The sequence below is a fragment of the Clostridium sp. UBA1056 genome (assembly GCA_002316385.1).
GTDB lineage: Bacteria > Bacillota > Clostridia > Clostridiales > Clostridiaceae > Clostridium_J.
In genome coordinates this window covers 682-18,273 of record DCDL01000002.1, presented here as the reverse complement: position 1 = coordinate 18,273, position 17,592 = coordinate 682, and the positions used below count along the sequence as shown (strand labels likewise).

At 31.4% G+C, this 17,592-nt stretch carries 18 protein-coding genes; 16 read left to right on the top strand and 2 right to left on the bottom strand.

Annotated elements, in window-relative coordinates; genetic code table 11:
• The first annotated feature begins 228 nt into the window (after positions 1–228).
• The 5 genes from aroB to B3W71_RS00680 all read left to right on the top strand — a co-directional run bounded on the left by aroB (position 229) and on the right by B3W71_RS00680 (position 5,574).
• Positions 229–1,290 (top strand): 3-dehydroquinate synthase, encoded by a 1,062-nt coding sequence (gene aroB / locus B3W71_RS00700; protein WP_346887024.1) that lies wholly within the window; start codon positions 229–231, stop codon positions 1,288–1,290.
• A gap of 11 nt (positions 1,291–1,301) precedes the next feature.
• A complete protein-coding gene (gene aroA, locus B3W71_RS00695) occupies positions 1,302–2,585 on the top strand; it encodes a 3-phosphoshikimate 1-carboxyvinyltransferase (RefSeq protein WP_346887023.1) in 1,284 nt (427 codons plus the stop codon).
• Positions 2,563–3,639: a chorismate synthase gene (aroC, locus tag B3W71_RS00690; protein ID WP_346887022.1), complete on the top strand. Its 1,077-nt coding sequence runs from the start codon at positions 2,563–2,565 to the stop codon at positions 3,637–3,639. Before aroA ends, aroC begins: the two co-directional genes overlap by 23 nt.
• 169 nt (positions 3,640–3,808) lie before the next feature.
• Positions 3,809–4,324 (top strand): shikimate kinase, encoded by a 516-nt coding sequence (locus B3W71_RS00685; protein ID WP_346887021.1) that lies wholly within the window; start codon positions 3,809–3,811, stop codon positions 4,322–4,324.
• 89 nt (positions 4,325–4,413) lie between these two features.
• Positions 4,414–5,574 (top strand): helix-turn-helix domain-containing protein, encoded by a 1,161-nt coding sequence (locus tag B3W71_RS00680; RefSeq protein ID WP_346887020.1) that lies wholly within the window; start codon positions 4,414–4,416, stop codon positions 5,572–5,574.
• Positions 5,575–5,607: 33 nt separating this feature from the next.
• On the opposite strand, the gene B3W71_RS00675 is transcribed toward B3W71_RS00680, so the two are convergent.
• Positions 5,608–6,126: a ferritin-like domain-containing protein gene (locus B3W71_RS00675; RefSeq protein WP_346887019.1), complete on the bottom strand. Its 519-nt coding sequence runs from the start codon at positions 6,124–6,126 to the stop codon at positions 5,608–5,610.
• Between the two features lie 158 nt (positions 6,127–6,284).
• Here B3W71_RS00675 and B3W71_RS00670 point away from each other — a divergent pair, with 158 nt between their 5' ends.
• From B3W71_RS00670 to B3W71_RS00620, 11 genes are all read left to right on the top strand, one after another.
• The gene (locus B3W71_RS00670; protein WP_346887018.1) at positions 6,285–6,842 is read left to right on the top strand and encodes a glycerol-3-phosphate responsive antiterminator; all 558 of its coding nucleotides are present in this window, start codon (positions 6,285–6,287) and stop codon (positions 6,840–6,842) included.
• Between the two features lie 194 nt (positions 6,843–7,036).
• Positions 7,037–8,533, top strand: a complete 1,497-nt coding sequence (glpK, locus tag B3W71_RS00665; RefSeq protein ID WP_346887017.1) for a glycerol kinase GlpK — start codon at positions 7,037–7,039, stop codon at positions 8,531–8,533.
• 25 nt (positions 8,534–8,558) lie between these two features.
• The gene (locus tag B3W71_RS00660) at positions 8,559–9,002 is read left to right on the top strand and encodes a GNAT family N-acetyltransferase (RefSeq protein ID WP_346887016.1); all 444 of its coding nucleotides are present in this window, start codon (positions 8,559–8,561) and stop codon (positions 9,000–9,002) included.
• 397 nt (positions 9,003–9,399) lie between these two features.
• Positions 9,400–10,827: an NAD(P)/FAD-dependent oxidoreductase gene (locus B3W71_RS00655; protein WP_346887015.1), complete on the top strand. Its 1,428-nt coding sequence runs from the start codon at positions 9,400–9,402 to the stop codon at positions 10,825–10,827.
• Between the two features lie 12 nt (positions 10,828–10,839).
• Positions 10,840–12,090, top strand: coding sequence for an NAD(P)/FAD-dependent oxidoreductase (locus B3W71_RS00650; protein ID WP_346887014.1), 1,251 nt, complete (start codon positions 10,840–10,842; stop codon positions 12,088–12,090).
• 1 nt (position 12,091) lies between these two features.
• Complete coding sequence (locus B3W71_RS00645) at positions 12,092–12,448, top strand: DUF1667 domain-containing protein (protein ID WP_346887013.1); 357 nt, start codon at positions 12,092–12,094, stop codon at positions 12,446–12,448.
• Between the two features lie 88 nt (positions 12,449–12,536).
• Positions 12,537–12,869, top strand: a complete 333-nt coding sequence (locus B3W71_RS00640; protein ID WP_346887012.1) for a hypothetical protein — start codon at positions 12,537–12,539, stop codon at positions 12,867–12,869.
• A gap of 100 nt (positions 12,870–12,969) precedes the next feature.
• The gene (locus B3W71_RS00635) at positions 12,970–13,467 is read left to right on the top strand and encodes a methylated-DNA--[protein]-cysteine S-methyltransferase (protein WP_346887011.1); all 498 of its coding nucleotides are present in this window, start codon (positions 12,970–12,972) and stop codon (positions 13,465–13,467) included.
• 229 nt (positions 13,468–13,696) lie between these two features.
• Positions 13,697–14,626 (top strand): M15 family metallopeptidase, encoded by a 930-nt coding sequence (locus tag B3W71_RS00630; protein WP_346887010.1) that lies wholly within the window; start codon positions 13,697–13,699, stop codon positions 14,624–14,626.
• Between the two features lie 115 nt (positions 14,627–14,741).
• Positions 14,742–15,860: an amidase domain-containing protein gene (locus B3W71_RS00625; protein ID WP_346887009.1), complete on the top strand. Its 1,119-nt coding sequence runs from the start codon at positions 14,742–14,744 to the stop codon at positions 15,858–15,860.
• Between the two features lie 73 nt (positions 15,861–15,933).
• Positions 15,934–16,881, top strand: coding sequence for a type I phosphomannose isomerase catalytic subunit (locus B3W71_RS00620; RefSeq protein WP_346887008.1), 948 nt, complete (start codon positions 15,934–15,936; stop codon positions 16,879–16,881).
• Between the two features lie 84 nt (positions 16,882–16,965).
• Here the strand turns inward: B3W71_RS00620 and B3W71_RS00615 are convergent.
• On the bottom strand, positions 16,966–17,592 hold a 627-nt coding region (locus tag B3W71_RS00615), incomplete at its 5' end, for a S8 family serine peptidase (protein WP_346887007.1).

Below are 17,592 nucleotides of genomic sequence, written 5' to 3'. Positions count from 1 at the left end.
AGTAATATATTTTACGAAAGCCCATTTTATAGTCAGATATATTTATTGAACTATTAATAATGTTTCAATACAAATTTAAAACTTAATAGATGAAATAAGGGCCTTAGGATATAATTTAATGTATAAGGCATCTTCGAAAAATAAATANNTGACTTATTATTTATTTTCAGATACCTAAAGTAGTTTTATTATTTAAGCGTTTTAACTCTTAAATAGAAAGGAGGAGGTATGAAAAAGTTAGAAATAAACCTTCCCAATAATTATTATGAAATCCTTATTAAATCAGGAATTATAAATAAGATGGGTGAAGAGATTTCAAAGATATACGATGGAGATAAAGTAGCTTTAATTACTGATGAAAATGTAGATAAATTTTATGGTGATATAGTTGAAAAATCCTTAAAAGATATGAAGTTTGAAGTTTTAAAGGTAGTTTTAAGGCCTGGAGAGGGAAGTAAATCTATGGAGACTTTAGTAGAACTTTATAATGAACTTTTAGATTTTAAATTAAATAGAGGAAATTTAATTATAGCTTTAGGCGGAGGTGTGATTGGAGATTTAGTGGGCTTTTGTGCAGCTACTCTTTTAAGGGGAATTCCTTTTGTTCAAGTTCCAACTTCATTACTTGCACAAATAGACTCATCTATAGGTGGAAAGGTTGCTGTGGATTTACCTAGGGGCAAAAATTTAGTAGGTAATTTTTATCATCCTAAGGCTGTTTATATAGATCCTCAGGTGCTTAAGACATTAGAGAAAAGATATATAAATGATGGTCTTGGAGAAGCTATAAAATATGGATTGATAAAAGATAAAGAACTATTTAGGAAGTTTGAGGCTGTAGAAAGCTACGAGGCTTTATTTGAAGACATGGAGGATATCATATACAGATGTTGCAACATAAAAAAGCAGGTAGTAGAGCAGGATGAAAAAGATAATGGAGAGAGAATGATTTTAAATTTTGGTCATACCATAGGGCATGCTATAGAGAAGCTTCAGAATTATAAAGGGGTTTCTCATGGGGAAGCAGTAGCTATAGGGATGTATTTAATATCACTTAGGTGTGAGGAGTTAAATATATGCAGAGATGGTGTATCTCATAGAATAAAGAAGCTGCTAGATAAGTTTAGTTTGCCTTATAGTTTTCAGGGAGAAAGTAGAGATGACATTATAGATGCTATTTCAGTAGATAAAAAAACAAGAGGAAATTTTATAAATTTAATTCTTATCAAGAATATAGGAGATGTTTTTATCTATAAAGCTAATCATGAGGAACTAGAGAAGTTTATTTAGGAGGAAAAATAGTGGATAAAATTATAATAAAGCCGAAATTATTAAAAGGAAATATTGTTGTTCCTCCTTCTAAGAGTTTAGGGCATAGAGGAATAATTGCTGCAGCTTTAAGTCATGGAGTTTCTAAAGTTGATAATATACATCTATCTAAAGATATAGAAGCTACTATAGATATTATGAAAGAGCTAGGAGCAATTATTGATATTAAGGATGACAGTTTGCTTATTGATGGAAGTAATATATTTTCCTATAAAAAGAACCTTGATTTAAAATGTAATGAATCTGGGTCTACTATAAGATTTCTTATTCCTTTAGCTTTAACTAAAAGAGGGGATTATGTATTTCATGGAGAAGGAAAGCTAGTAACAAGACCACTGGAACCCTATTATGAGATTTTTAATAAAAAGGGCATAGGATATTCAACTACAGAAGGAGGATTACCTTTAAGGGTAAGTGGAAAACTTACCAGTGGTACATATAGAATTAGGGGAGATATTAGTTCACAATTCATAACGGGATTACTATTTTCTCTTCCCCTCTTGGATGGTGATTCCAGAATATATGTAACCACAAAGTTAGAATCTAAAGGATATATAGATCTTACATTACAGGTGTTAAAAGAGTTTGGTATACAAATAGAAAATAATGATTATAGGGAATTTAATATTAAGGGAAATCAAAGGTATCATAGTAGAGATTATTATATAGAGGGAGACTATTCTCAAGGAGCGTTCCTTTTAGTAGCAGGGGCCTTAGGATCTTATATAATTTGTTCTGGTTTAAATAGAAATTCTCTTCAAGGAGATAGAGTTATATTAGATATTTTAACAGCTATGGGATGTAGCATAGAGGAGAGTGGAGAAAACATAAGGGTAAATCCTTCTAGAACTAAGGGTATAGAAATAGATGCTTCTAATTGCCCAGATTTAGTTCCAATTCTTGCAGTTTTAGCTAGTCTTTCAGAGGGTGAAACTAGAATAGTAAATGCTAAGAGGCTTAGAATTAAGGAATGTGATAGACTACATGCCATAACTACAGAATTAAATAAATTAGGAGCAAATATAAAAGAATTAGAAGACTCTTTGATAATATCAGGGGTTAATGAGTTAAAGGGTGGAGAAGTGAATTCTCACAATGACCATAGAATAGTAATGGCTTTGGCAATAGCGGCTACAAGAGCTAAAGGAGAAGTTATTATAAATAACCCTAGTGCTATAGAGAAATCTTATCCTAATTTCTTTAAGGATTATATTAAATTGGGGGGGGAATGTTATGGGGTCAATCATAGGAAATAAAATAAAGGTATCAATCTTTGGTGAATCCCATGGTGATGCCATAGGTGTTGTGATTGATGGATTACCTGCTGGGCATAAGGTAGATTTTGAATTTATTTATGAAGAAATGAGAAGGAGGGCGCCAGGTCAAGACTCTTTATCTACACCAAGAATAGAAAAGGATATACCTAAAATATTGAGTGGGATTTTTCAAGAAAGAACTACAGGAGCGCCATTATCAGCTATTATCGAGAATAATAATATAAAATCAAAAGATTACTCTGAACTTAAGGTAAAAATGAGACCTAGTCACTGTGATTACCCAGCTATGATTAAGTATGAAGGGTTTAATGATTATAGAGGTGGTGGACATTTTTCAGGTAGACTTACAGCACTTTTAGTATTTGCAGGGGCAATATGCAAGGATATCTTAAAGAAGCACAATGTATATATAGGAGCTCATATAAAATCTATTGGGAGTATAAAGGATGAGAGTTTTGATAGAGTAAATATAACAAAAGAGCTATTAGAAGCTTTAAGAGAAGATAGATTTCCTACTTTAAATAATGTTATTGAAGAGAAAATGAAAAATGAAATTTTAATGGTTAAATCTTTAGGAGATTCTATTGGTGGAATTGTAGAAGCAGCAGTTATTAACTTACCAGTAGGGATTGGAAATCCAATGTTTCACTCTGTAGAAAGTGTATTATCTCATATGCTATTTTCTATTCCAGCAGTTAAAGGAGTAGAATTTGGAGAAGGATTTAATATTACAACTCTAAAAGGTAGTGAAGCTAATGATGAATATTATATGGATGATAATACTATAAAAATTTATTCGAATAATAATGGAGGTGTCCTAGGGGGAATAACCACTGGAATGCCAATTACATTCTCGGTAGCTTTTAAGCCAACTCCATCTATAGCGTTACCTCAAAGAACTGTAAATGTGAAAACAAGAGATAATGATATATTAGAAATTAAGGGAAGACATGATCCTTGTATAGTACAAAGAGCAGTACCAGTAGTAGAATGTGTTACGGCTATTGCTATTTTAGATATGATGCTTCAGTAGAGTAGTTTTATTAAGTGAAACTTAGTTTTAGAGTGACGTTGATTTGTCACTAAAGTCTAGTGAACTTATTTATGGTCATGAAATTGGCATTTATTACTCTTATGGAGAATGGCATAGAAGATAGTATTAAATGAGGAAGAGTCCAGATACCATGGGAAGGAGGAAAGTTTTGAATAATATTATATTGATAGGATTATCAGGCTGTGGAAAAACCTGCTTAGGTAATATAGTCAGCAAAGAAGAAGGACTAAATTTTATTGACCTAGATGAATATGTAGAAGAAAAAAATAATATGACCATAAAGGAAATGTTTGATATTAGTGAAAAATTCTTCAGAGATAAGGAATCTGAAGCGGTGGAAGAGGCTTCAAAATTGAAAAATACTATTATTTCTACTGGTGGAGGAGTTATAAAGAGAAAATATAATATGGATATATTGTATAAAAGTGGATGCATAATATTTATAGATAGAGCACCAGAGAACATAATAAGCACTCTAGATACTTCAAATAGACCTCTTTTAAAAGACGGTAAAGAAAAGTTATATGACTTACATAAAGAAAGATATGAACTATATAAAAAATATGCTCATATCATTATAGATAACAATGAAAATAAAGAAAAGACTATTGATGCTTTAAAGAATATAATTAATACTAGAATCCATAAGGAGGAGTATCATTAAGTACCTAATTATTAAATCTTATATACTTATAAAGTCATATATTCATACATTGAAATATTATATTAATATATAGGAATTGAGGTGAGGGCGTGGATATTAAGAAGATAATGTCTATAGTAAAACGTCAAGAAGGACTTAAGTTAGACTTTAAGCAGAAACTATCTTTAGATATTGAAAGTGGTAAAAAAGAACTAGCTAAAGATGTTTGCGCTATTGCTAATTCAAAGGGTGGAAGAGGATATATCGTTGTAGGTATCGAGGATAAAACAAAAGATATAGTAGGATTAGATGAAAGTGAAGTTTTCACAGAAGAACAGGTTCAACAAGTAGTGTCCTCTAGATGTGAACCACCAATTCCGATTTCTGTAGATGAGTATAATATAAAGGACAAAAGGATTTGTATTATAACTATATATGATGGAGAACAAAAGCCGTATCAACTTAAAGAAAATGGAGCATTTTATATTAGAAGAGGTTCTACTACTGATACTATGAGAAAACAGGAGTTAGTAGAAGCCTTTGAGGAAAACTTAGATTTTTACATTGAGACTTGCCAAGTGGTGAGAAGTGATATTAATCTTATAAACATGGAAATAGTGAAAAAATATTTTAATAATAAAGGGATAGCTATAAATAGCTCTAATGAAAAATTTCTAATGAAGAGTGCTGGTATAGTGTATACAGATAAGGATACAGGAGAAGAAAAATGTACCTTAGGAGGACTTCTAGTATTCTCAGATAATAATAGTATCTGCATACCTCAAAACATGATTAGGATAACTAATAAGCTAGGAAAGGGAGAGGAGAGGGTAAATATTGTACAAGGTAATCTTTTATCAATGATAGATAGAAGTGAAAGTATATTGAAAAAAATATTACCTAGGAATTACCCCATAGGAGCTATAGTTGAGGGAATAAATAATGCAGTGCTGTATAGGGAATATTCTTCTATCAATAGAGTTATAGAGGTGGTAATATCTCGAAACAGTATAATTATTAATAGTCCAGGGCAAATGATACAGAATAATTCTATAGGTAAAAGAATTAATTATAATAGAAGAAACATGTGGCTTTATGAAAAACTAGTAACACTAGATGATAACAAACGATTTTTAAACAATGAAGGTGGATTAGGTAGAATAAGAAGTTCTTTTAAGAGAAATGTAACTTTCATCAATTCTAGGGCAGAGGATTGTTTTAAGGTTATATTACCAGGAACAAAGGTTTATGAAGATAAAAAAGGAGTATAATTTTTATACCCCTTTTTTAAAAGTTTAAACTTACTATTTTTTTTTGCAAAATTTAATATATAGTAGTGTTAGAGTTTGAATATGAATTTCTTCGTCCACTATTATCCTTTCAAGTATTTTAGTAATATTATCATCTTTGATTAGTGATATGGTACTTTTATACTGCCTAATAGCTGCCTTCTCACCATCTATATTTTCACGAATCATTGAGGCTAGATTTGAACCGTATTCAATAAATTTAGGTGACCATTCAAGCTCTCTACCTCCTTTATTGATTTCAAATCGAGGATTTCCACCAAGAGCTATGATAAGCTTGCCCAAGATTTCTAAGTGTTCCATTTCTACCATGGCTATATGTTTTAAGCAGTGTGCTGCATCTTTAAATTTTTCGGATATAGCTAGACTGTGGTATATATATTGATTTATAGCAGTAAGTTCTGAAATAGCACCAGCATAGTTAACTTGTATTAAATTAGCGTAAGATTTATTTTTATCTTGGCAACTTATTTCAGGATAAGGTAAATCTGATTTATATATATGCTTAGCTTCCATAGCATATCTCCTTAAAAATTTTTACCATATATAATATGAGAATGAATATATTTTAGTGAGAGTTATTTATTATTAAAATTTTAACTGAATTGACAAAAAAAAATAAACATGTAATAATTAAAAAAACATGTGAAAACAGTTGCAAGAAGGAGTTATATATGGATTTAAGAAGATTATTAGAGGAAAATCCTATAATAGCAGCAGTTAAAAATGAGCGAGAGTTAGATATAGCAATAGATTCAGATGTTCAGGTAATATTTGTGCTATTTGGTGATATACTTAACATTAAAGTGATAAGTGAAAAGATAAATTCTAAAAATAAGATAGGTATAGTTCATATAGATTTAGTAGACGGTATTACCAATAGAGAAGTTGGAATAAAATACTTAAAAAAAGAAACTTACTTTAAGGGTGTAATAAGTACCAAACCTCAGGTAATTAAATATGCTAAGGCCTATAACTTATTGGCTATACAGAGGGTGTTTATCTTTGATACTCTTTCACTAAATAATGCCATAAAGCATCTTGGTGAAGAGTGTGATGCTATAGAGGTATTGCCAGGGGTTATACCTAAGGTTATAGAGAAGCTTGCAGAAAAGTCAAATAAACCTATAATTGCTGGCGGACTTATTGAAAGTAAGGAAGAGATAATAACAGCCTTAAAATCAGGAGCAACCTGTGTATCTACTACAAAAGAAGAGATTTGGGCTATGTAGGCGAAGAGAGATGAGATGGCTACATAAGACTAGAATGCTAGTTTTATGTGCCTTTTTATTTTATGCATCTTCAAAAAATAAATAAGTCAGAATGCTCGTATATTTGACTTATTATTTATTTTCAGATGCCTTAATATAGATAAGAATAATTTTATACATATACATATTAAATAATTTATGGATGGAGGATTAAAATGGCAGATTATATAATTGCATTAGACCAGGGGACTACAAGTTCTAGAGCAATAATTTTTGATAAGGAACAAAATATATTAGGAGTGAGCCAAAAGGAATTTACACAAATATATCCCAAGGAAGGATGGGTAGAGCATGATCCAATGGAGATATGGAGTAGTCAGTATTCTATGCTTCAAGAGGTTATGGCAAAGTGTAACATATCACAAAAGGATGTAGCAGCTATTGGAATAACTAACCAAAGAGAGACTACTATTGTGTGGGATAAAAATACAGGAATGCCTATATATAATGCAATCGTATGGCAATGCAGAAGAACAGCTCATATATGTGATGAGTTAGTAAATGAAGGTTTTAGTGATTATATAAAAGAAAATACAGGATTATTAATTGATGCATATTTTTCAGGAACTAAGATAAAGTGGATTCTAGATAAAGTGGATGGAGCTAGAGAGAAGGCTGAAAGAGGAGAGCTTTTATTTGGAACAGTAGATACTTGGCTAGTATGGAAGCTCACTAATGGAAAGGTTCATGTAACAGATTATACTAACGCATCAAGGACTATGCTTTATAACATTAAGGAATTAAAATGGGATGAAAAAATATTAGATAAATTACAAATTCCTAAATCAATGCTGCCGGAAGTTAAAAATTCCTCAGAGATATATGGGCACACTAATTTAGGGGGAAATGGAGGAATCAGAGTTCCTATAGCAGGAATAGCAGGGGATCAACAGGCTGCTTTATTTGGTCAAGCTTGTTTTGAAAGGGGAAGTGCTAAAAATACTTATGGCACAGGATGTTTCATGCTAATGAATACAGGTGATGAAATAATTCAAAGCAAAAATGGATTAATAACTACTATTGCTATAGGAATTGATGGAAAAGTTCAATATGCCCTTGAAGGTTCTGTATTTGTTGGAGGAGCGGTTATTCAATGGCTTCGTGATGAATTAAGAATGATAAATGATGCTGTGGATACAGAGTATTTTGCTAATAAGGTAGATGATAATGGAGGAGTATATGTAGTACCTGCTTTTGTAGGATTAGGTGCACCATATTGGGATATGTATGCAAGGGGAGCTATCTTTGGACTAACTAGAGGAGCTAATAGAAATCATATTATAAGAGCTGCACTAGAATCTATAGCATACCAATCGAAGGCAGTTATTGATGCCATGTCTGAAGATGCTGGATATAAAATTGAAAAACTAAAGGTAGATGGAGGAGCAAGTAGGAATGGATTCTTAATGCAATTCCAAGCAGATATTATAGGACAAGAAGTTACTAGACCAATAATATCAGAAACTACGGCATTAGGAGCTGCATACTTAGCTGGTCTTGCAGTGGGTTTCTGGAAGAGCAAAGAAGAAATTGCAGAGAAGTGGTTTGCTAGTAAGACCTATATGCCTACCTACGATAAAGAAACTATAAATAGACTTTATTCAGGGTGGGAAAAGGCTGTAGATCGAACTAGACAATGGGAAGAGGATTAATTAAATTTATTTAGGGGGGTAAACTATGGAATTTAAAATAAAGAAGTTTAATGAGTTAACTACAGAAGAGTTATATAAAATTTTAAAGGTGAGAAATGAAGTTTTCGTAGTAGAACAGACTTGTATTTATCAAGACTGTGATGACAAAGACTACAATTCCTATCACTTATATTTAGAAGAAGGAAATGAAGTGGTTGGATATTTAAGAATAGTCAATAAGGGAATTTCCTATGATGAAATATCTATTGGAAGAGTAGTAGTTAAGGATACTCATAGAAATAAAGGACTAAGTAGAAGGATGATGCTAGCAGCAATTAAGTTTGTAGAAGAAAAACTTAATTCTACCGAAATTAGATTATCTGGACAGGTTTATATAAAGGACTTTTACGAAAGTCTTGGATTTAAACAAGTATCAGAAGAGTATCTAGAAGATGATATACCTCATGTAGAAATGTTATATAAAAAGTAGATTATTTATAAAAGGGCTTCCCATCTTTGACTTATTATTTATTTTCAAATGCCTAATATATTGTATAGCAGACTTTACAGTATGAATAAAAGCAACATATTAAACATATTTCATGGATTCTTTAGTTACAGTAGCGGAAATATGGACACTTTTTTAAAAAAGTGATATACTATTAGTATAAACAGAGTTCTTGGCTTCTACGAAGCTTTAGAAGTCGTTGTCCAGGGACGTAGATGCTCTTTACTCCAACTTTGAAGNNTGCGATGGGAGTATTAGAGCAGATAGTTATCGGATAAATGAATTATTAGTGCTGATAAGAGATTTAGAGACAAGCACAAAATAGGGTTTATATCCTTATTTTGTCTTGTCTTTTTTGCGATTAAAGGAGGAAATTTTAATGTATGATGTGGCCATAATAGGTGCTGGAATAATCGGAGCTTCAATATTTAGAGAACTTATGAAATATAACTTGAAAGTAGCAATAATTGATAAAGAGAATGATGTTTCTATGGGAACATCTAAAGCAAACTCAGCAATTGTACATGCAGGCTATGATCCTAAGGAAGGAACTTTAATGGCGAAGTATAATGTTGAAGGAAATGAAATGTTTGGAGATATTTGCAATGAACTATCAGTACCCTTTAAAAGAAATGGATCTTTAGTTATTGGATTTAGTGAAGAGGATATGGAAACTATAAGAGAATTATATGATAACGGAAATAAGATTGGTGTTAAAGGGCTTCAAATTTTAAACAAAGAAGAATTACTTAAAAAAGAAACGAATCTAAGTCAAGATGTCATGGGAGCACTATATGCACCTACAGGAGGAATTGTTGGTGTCTTCGAATATACTATAGCACTTGTAGAAAATGCAGTAGAAAATGGTGGAGAAGTTAAACTAAATAGGCAAGTAATTGGAATAGAAAAGAAAAAACACTTTATTATAAATACAGCTCAGGGAGAAATTATAGAAAGTAAATATGTAGTTAATGCAGCGGGAGTTTATGCCGATAAAATACACAACCTAGTTTGCAAAGAGAGATTTAAGATAAATCCTATTAAAGGAGGATACTTTATTATGGACAAAAGCCAAGGAAATGTAGTTAGTCATACTATATTTCAATGTCCTTCTAAATTAGGTAAAGGTGTATTAGTTACCCCTACAGTTCATGGTAACTTATTAGTTGGACCCAATGCAGAAAGTGTAGATGATAGAGATGATGTATCAAATACAGCTGAAAGCTTAGATTTTATCAGAAGTACTGCTACAAGAACTACAAATAAAATTAATTTTAGAGAGATCATAAGAAACTTTGCAGGACTTAGAGCAAATCCTGATTGTGGAGATTTTGTTGTAGAAGAAGCCGAGGATGTAAAAGGATTTATAGATGCGGCAGGAATGAAGTCACCAGGCCTTTCTTCAGCACCAGCAGTTGCCTTAGACGTGGTAGAAATTCTTAAAAATTCTGGACTTAATGCTGAGCTAAAGAAAGACTTCAAGAATACTAGAAAGCAAATTAATTTTATGGAGCTATCTAATGAGGAAAAGGCAGAACTTATTAAAAAAGATAGTAGATATGGAAAGATAATTTGTAGATGTGAGAGTATAACAGAGGGTGAAATTGTAGATAGCATAAATAGATCCTTTGGAAAGATAAGCTTAGATGGAGTAAAGAGAAGATGTAGACCAGGCTCGGGAAGATGTCAAGGTGGATTCTGTGGTCCTAGAGTTCAAGAAATAATTGCAAGAGAACTTAATGTTCCAATGGAAGATATAGTTCAAGAGAGTGACAGCTCATATATTTTAATTGGAAGAACTAAATAGGAGGAAACATTTATGTATGATTTAATAGTAATAGGTGGAGGCCCAGCAGGACTTGCAGCAGCTTATGAAGCTTATGATAATGGAGTAGAGAGAATACTAATAGTAGAAAGAGATAGAGAGCTTGGCGGAATACTAAATCAATGTATTCATAATGGTTTTGGACTTCATACTTTTAAAGAGGAGCTTACAGGTCCTGAATATGCTCAAAGATTTATTGATATGATAAATGACACTAAGGTGGAAGTTAAACTTAATACTATGGTATTAGAAATAAAAGAAAATAAAGAAATTCATATGATAAATGAGAAAGATGGATATTTAGTTCTAAAAGGAAAGGCAATCATTCTTGCCATGGGATGCAGAGAAAGAACTAGAGGAGCTATAAATATGCCAGGTGATAGACCTTCAGGAGTATTTACAGCAGGAGCAGCTCAGAGATATATCAACATGGAAGGATACATGCCAGGGAAGGAAGTTGTAATTCTAGGTTCAGGTGATATAGGCCTTATTATGGCTAGAAGAATGACTTTAGAAGGTGCAAAGGTAAAGGCAGTAGTAGAACTTATGCCATATTCTAATGGTCTTAATAGAAATATTGTTCAATGCTTACAAGATTATGATATACCTCTTTATTTATCACATACTGTAACTAATGTTGTAGGAAAAAAGAGATTAGAAAAAGTAGTAATTACAAAGGTTGATGAAAATAAGAAACCTATAAAAGGAACTGAAATAGAATTTGATTGTGACACTTTATTATTATCCGTTGGATTGATACCAGAGAATGAATTGTCTTCTAAAGCTGGTATTGAGAAAGACATAAGAACTAATGGACTTGTGGTAAATGAAAGCATGGAAACATCTGTAGAAGGAATATTTGCCTGTGGAAATGTGGTTCATGTTCATGATTTAGTAGATTTTGTTAGTGTTGAATCTAAACATGCTGGAATTTGTGCTGCTAAATATATTCAAGGGAAAGATGTTAAAGGAAATTATATAAATATAGTAAATGGTAAAAATGTTAATTACACAGTTCCTCAGAAATTAAATATAGAGGCGGTAGAAGATAAGCTGACTATATTTATGAGAGTAAATAATATTTATCATAATAAGAGTCTTGTAGTTAAATGCGGAGAAGAAAAAATAGCAAGCTTTAAAAGAAATCACTTAGCACCTTCAGAAATGGAAAAGATTTTGCTTAATAAAACTCAGCTAGAAAAGATTACAGGAGACATAGCAATTTCTCTAGAGGATGGTGAATAATATGATAAAGGAATTAATTTGTATAAGCTGCCCAATGGGATGTCATCTAAAAGTAGATACTGAAACAATGGAGGTTACAGGAAACACCTGTAAAAGAGGAAAAGTTTATGGAATAAATGAAGTAACTAATCCTGTAAGAGTTGTAACTACTACAGTAAAAGTTAAAAATGGTGAGCTACCAGTTATACCTGTGAAGACAAAGGAACCTATTTCAAAGGAATTAAATTTTAAAGCTATGGAAATATTGAATTCTATAGAAGTAGAAGCTCCAATTTCTATGGGAGATATCATAGTAAAAGACATTCTAGGTACAGGGGTAGATGTAGTAGCTGCTAGAAACTTAAAGAAGAATGTATAAATATATTTTTAAAATAATGAGGAATTAGAATAATAATTTATATATAAGAATAATATATTTACTATGAAGCATTTTTAGGTAGGAGTTTATGGCACAGAGAAGAGTTATTGAGAGTTATGGAAGAGACATAGGTTTTACTATAGATCAGTTATGTAAACTTATAAATTCATATAAAATATTAGTTGATGCAGCCAGTAATGTAAACTGTATTACTATTGCAAGTAAAAGTGATATTAAAGATGCCCTTAAAAGAGCACGAGAAGTTGGCTGTTTAATAGATGAGCTTATAGATGTATTAGACTGTAGTATATGTACCTGGGGTAACTACATGAAATTAAAAACTGAGTATATAAACTCTAGATTAGATTTATGCACTATAGAAGCTGAAATAGAAGAAGAAATTAGGTTGCAGGGACCTTAATTAAATAAAACATGTTATAAAATAATTAGAAAGATGTTAATATATAGATGTATGTTAGCATCTTTTGATTTTTTATTAATTGTGAAAGTGAGAGATTTGTATGTGGTATGATTACTTTGATTCTATTATAGGAACTATATATGTAGTTATGGATGAAAAGGGAGTATTGAAGATAGAACTTTTTCAAGATAGATGGACTGAGTACTACAGCCTTAATAAGTCCAATTTAGAACATAATGTAAATAAATGCTTAAGTGCTATAGCTCAGTTAAAAGAGTATTTTAATGGGCAAAGGAGAGTTTTTGATTTACCATTATCAATAAATACTACAGAATTTAGAAATAAAGTTTGGCAGGAACTTATCAATATACCCTATGGAGAAACAAAAAGTTATAGTGATATTGCTATGGCAATTGGTAATCCTAAAGGTGTAAGAGCTATAGGTGGAGCTAATAAGGCAAATGAATTTCCAATAGTAATACCATGTCATAGAGTTATTGGTAAAGGTGGAAAACTAGTAGGATATGCTGGAAATCATACAGATATACAAAGTAAACTCTTAGAGTTTGAAAAAAATAATAAAAATAACTTTATTTAAAACTCATTAATTTACCAGTTATAAATAATTATATATTTACACAAAATAGACTAAAAGATACCTTTAGTCTATTTTTTATTTAAGGCATCTTCAAAAAATAGATAAGTTAGAATGTGCGTCTATTTTGCGTTATACTGCGTCAACAGAACCCTTAGATAGNNTATTTTCAGATGCCTAATAGAACTATAAGGCCAATTTTTATGTTAAATTCTTTGCTAGGAGGATATATATGAAAAAGCTATTTATATGTGGATTTATAATTTTAACTATATTACTTACTCCTTTTAATAATATAAGTGTATTTGCAGATAATACAAGAGAAAATAGTGATACATATAATATTAAAATGAAACAAGATATTCTTACTTTAATGATGGCATATCCGGAGTATATAACTAGAATTGAAAAAAGTGAAGATGGTAAGGTATTTATTGTAACGACTTCAGGCAAGAAAATACTCTATGATGATAAACGAACTAAGGATTTCAATGGAAAGATGGATAATGCAGACCTTCAAGATATATTAGAAGATATTTATCCTCTTAGCATGCTAGATAAACTTCTAGATATAAATAGAGACCCTGGTAGATTTAGAAATTATAATCTATTGAATGAGGTTTATGGAAGCAGTGAAAAATTGGTTTCATCGAACTTAGTAGGGGTTCCATCACCTTATAAAAGTTATCAATTTAATAAAAATAATGGAGCAGCAGAAAGTTTAAAGAATGCCATGGAGGAATTAAAACAATTAGCACAAGGAAACGGAGCGGTATCAGCACTTATAAATCCTGTTAATGGAACCTTTAATTATAGGGTTATATCAGGTACAGGAAAGTTAAGTCCACATGCCTATGGTATAGCTATTGACCTTAATAGTAATCCTAGTGATTATTGGAAATGGGCATCCAGAGAAGCAGGAGAAAAGAGAATGCTATCTTACCCAAAAGAATTAGTGGAGACCTTTGAGAAAAATAATTTCGTATGGGGTGGAAAATGGGGACATTTTGATATTCTTCACTTTGAATATAGACCAGAGATACTAATTAAGGCAAGATACTTTGGAGAAACATTTAAGGATGGTATGGAATGGTTTGGTGAGGTTCCAAGAGATGAAAAAATAAATGAGTACATTAGCGTTATTGAATCAACTTTAAATTAGTATTAAGGCATCTTCAAAAAATNNTTCCTTGTCTAACTCAAAATATACTTCCCCTCTTTGAGTTGTTATTTATTTCCAGATGCCTAATGAGAGATTTTAGATGAGGAGGACCTTTATGAATATTATAAGATCCATAAAAAAACTATTTACATGGAAACTAATATTTGGAATATTACTAGCTATTATTATTGCAAATGTGCTTCTATCTAGAGCTAATGCTGAAGAAGTAGATGAAGAAGTAAAACTAGAGATTAGGAACTTTATTGAAGAGACCATTGCAAAACGTAATAGAGCAATAGTAACAGGAGAAGAGGAAAGTATTAAGTCCGTTTATGATATGGGAACTAAGTATGGTAGATGGGCTTATGAAAATGAAGAGAAAAAAATGATTTATTTGCACAATTGGGAACAAAAGCAGGGAGTAAAAATCACTGAAATAATTCCTAAGGTAGTAGTAAATCGTATAAGTGAGAAGGAGAATGGATTTAAAGTCAATTTTACATGCTCTACAGAATATAGATATGTCTATGAAGATAGGCCCAAAGAAGTCAATGCTGCAAGAATAGGGACTTATCATGTTTCTAGTTTAATTAGCAAAGATGATAGTTTTCTAATAAATAAAGAATGGTACACAGATCCTTTTGCTGACTCTTTAAACTTAGAGAAATTAAAGGTAGATGATGTGAAGGAATTTATATTAGCCCAAGAGCGTAAAGACTTTTCAAATTTAGATGAAAGGAGAAAAGCATCTGTAGAATACGCTAATAAATATTGTGGGGCAGCCACAGAAGAGGAGTTTGGGTATAAATATAATAAAGAGTACAGAAACTTCAATCCAGAGGGCGGAGATTGTGCAAATTTTGCTTCGCAGATATTGCATGAAGGTGGCAAGTTTAAAGTAAACTCAGCATGGAATTATTCTAAAGGAGAAGCTTCTGCATCATGGGTAAATGCAGATAAATTTAAGAACTATTGGGTACATAGCGGGAGAGCTTCAGTAATAGCCTACGGAACCTATGATAAGGTATATAAAGCTTCCTATCAACTTATGCCAGGAGACTTTGTTGCTTATGAGAAAAAGGGTGATATTAAACATATATCCACTGTAACTAATGCAGATTCTAGAGGATATGCCTTAGTTACATGTCATAATACAGATAGAAACGATGTACCTTGGGACTTGGGGTGGAGCGATAAAAATATTAAGTTCTGGCTTGTAAGGGTTCACTATTAAAAAGAATATTTAATTAACCTTATTAGGATACATAGCATACCTTAAAATATAAACATTTATATTAGAGGGCAATATGTATCCTATTAAATTTGAGAATTTGTATTATGAAAAGATTTGGGGTGGAAGAAAACTAGAAAATTATAGAAGAAATCTCCCTGAAGGAAACATAGGAGAAAGCTGGGAGATTGCCTGTCATAAAAATGGAATGAGTATAGTTAGTAATGGAGAAGATAAAGGAAATACTCTTATTGAAATAATTAAGAAATATAAAAATTTAATTGTAGGAGATAAGATATATATAGATGATTTTAAAGAAAGAAATTTTCCACTATTGATGAAAATTATAAATTCTAATGATAATCTATCTGTTCAGGTACATCCTAATGATGATTATGCTCATAGATTAGAAAATGATAATGGCAAGGTAGAAGCTTGGTATATTATAGATTGCGAGGAAGGATCAGAAATAATTGTTGGTACCAGAGAATGCACAAAAGAAGAATTCAAGAGAAGTTGTGATATAGGTACTGTAGAGGCGTACATGAATAGAATATCAGTTAAACCAGGGGAGTTATTTTTAATAGAGCCTGGATTACTTCATTCCATAGGAAAAGGTATATTATTAGCAGAAATACAACAGAATAGCGATACTACCTATAGAGTTTATGACTATGGTAGAGGAAGAGAGCTTCATATGAATAAAGCATTAGATGTAATTGATTTTAAAGGCAAGCCTAAGAGTATATATATAAAGAACAATTTATCAGTAGAAAAATGCATTAACTTAGATAAATTTAATATAGATATATATAATATAAATGGAAGCTATAGTGAAGCTAGTGACAAGTGTAAGTTTTTTATATTTACTTGTATAGAAGGTGAAGGAGAAATTAGTTTTATGGATGAAGGAGTTAGGAAATACATGGATATATATACATTGGAAAGTTTTCTAATTCCAGCATATTTGGGTGAATATATAATGACAGGTAGTATGAAGCTAATAAAAAGTTATATATATTAAATTAATAAAAAAGGACTATATTATGCTAATAAAACCAGGGGATATTAGTATAGTATGGTCCTTTTGAAGATGCCTAAAATTAAATTATTTATTATATTTTAATCTTCTCAATAGACTTACAGGAAGTATAGTATCTATATTATCATCACATTTTCTTGAAAGAGTAGAAGGCCTTGGGATAGTAACAATAGGTGGTGATATTATATCTTGCTGGTTGTAAATTCCTCTAATAGCATCGAATACTCCGAGCATGTCAAGAATACCATAGCCCCAATATGGGTTAGGATACGCTTCATTTGGTCTCTTTTTAGTTCCTCTAATTAAAAGTGTTTTTATAGTTTCAGAAGACATTGTAGGTAGATTTTTATTTGTAATACCCCATTGGTATATAAGAGCTATAGCACCAGCTAATACTGCAGTGGCGGCACTAGAGCCTGATACAGTCGTTGTAGTATTGTTTAGAGAAGTAGTTAATACATTTACACCTCCACAAGTTATGTCAGGTTTAATTTCATTGGTTGATGTAAAACCAACTCCAGATTTTGAGCCTATGGTATTGGTATTTTGGTTATAGAACGCAGTAGTAATAGAAGTGGCACTAGTAGAAGGAATAGCGAGAGTTGTAAAGTTATCTGGATTTAATAGAGCAGTACCTGGTCTAGATAGTGGGCGTTGATCAATCCAGACATTGAATGAGCCATTTACAATATA

Coding starts and splice junctions, on each gene's coding strand:
- aroB (WP_346887024.1), top strand. CDS start 229: ATGAAAAAGTTAGAAATAAACCTTCCCAATAATTATTATGAAATCCTT.
- aroC (WP_346887022.1), top strand. CDS start 2,563: ATGGGGTCAATCATAGGAAATAAAATAAAGGTATCAATCTTTGGTGAA.
- B3W71_RS00675 (WP_346887019.1), bottom strand. CDS start 6,126: ATGGAAGCTAAGCATATATATAAATCAGATTTACCTTATCCTGAAATA.
- B3W71_RS00670 (WP_346887018.1), top strand. CDS start 6,285: ATGGATTTAAGAAGATTATTAGAGGAAAATCCTATAATAGCAGCAGTT.
- glpK (WP_346887017.1), top strand. CDS start 7,037: ATGGCAGATTATATAATTGCATTAGACCAGGGGACTACAAGTTCTAGA.
- B3W71_RS00660 (WP_346887016.1), top strand. CDS start 8,559: ATGGAATTTAAAATAAAGAAGTTTAATGAGTTAACTACAGAAGAGTTA.
- B3W71_RS00655 (WP_346887015.1), top strand. CDS start 9,400: ATGTATGATGTGGCCATAATAGGTGCTGGAATAATCGGAGCTTCAATA.
- B3W71_RS00650 (WP_346887014.1), top strand. CDS start 10,840: ATGTATGATTTAATAGTAATAGGTGGAGGCCCAGCAGGACTTGCAGCA.
- B3W71_RS00645 (WP_346887013.1), top strand. CDS start 12,092: ATGATAAAGGAATTAATTTGTATAAGCTGCCCAATGGGATGTCATCTA.
- B3W71_RS00640 (WP_346887012.1), top strand. CDS start 12,537: ATGGCACAGAGAAGAGTTATTGAGAGTTATGGAAGAGACATAGGTTTT.
- B3W71_RS00635 (WP_346887011.1), top strand. CDS start 12,970: ATGTGGTATGATTACTTTGATTCTATTATAGGAACTATATATGTAGTT.
- B3W71_RS00630 (WP_346887010.1), top strand. CDS start 13,697: ATGAAAAAGCTATTTATATGTGGATTTATAATTTTAACTATATTACTT.
- B3W71_RS00625 (WP_346887009.1), top strand. CDS start 14,742: ATGAATATTATAAGATCCATAAAAAAACTATTTACATGGAAACTAATA.
- B3W71_RS00620 (WP_346887008.1), top strand. CDS start 15,934: ATGTATCCTATTAAATTTGAGAATTTGTATTATGAAAAGATTTGGGGT.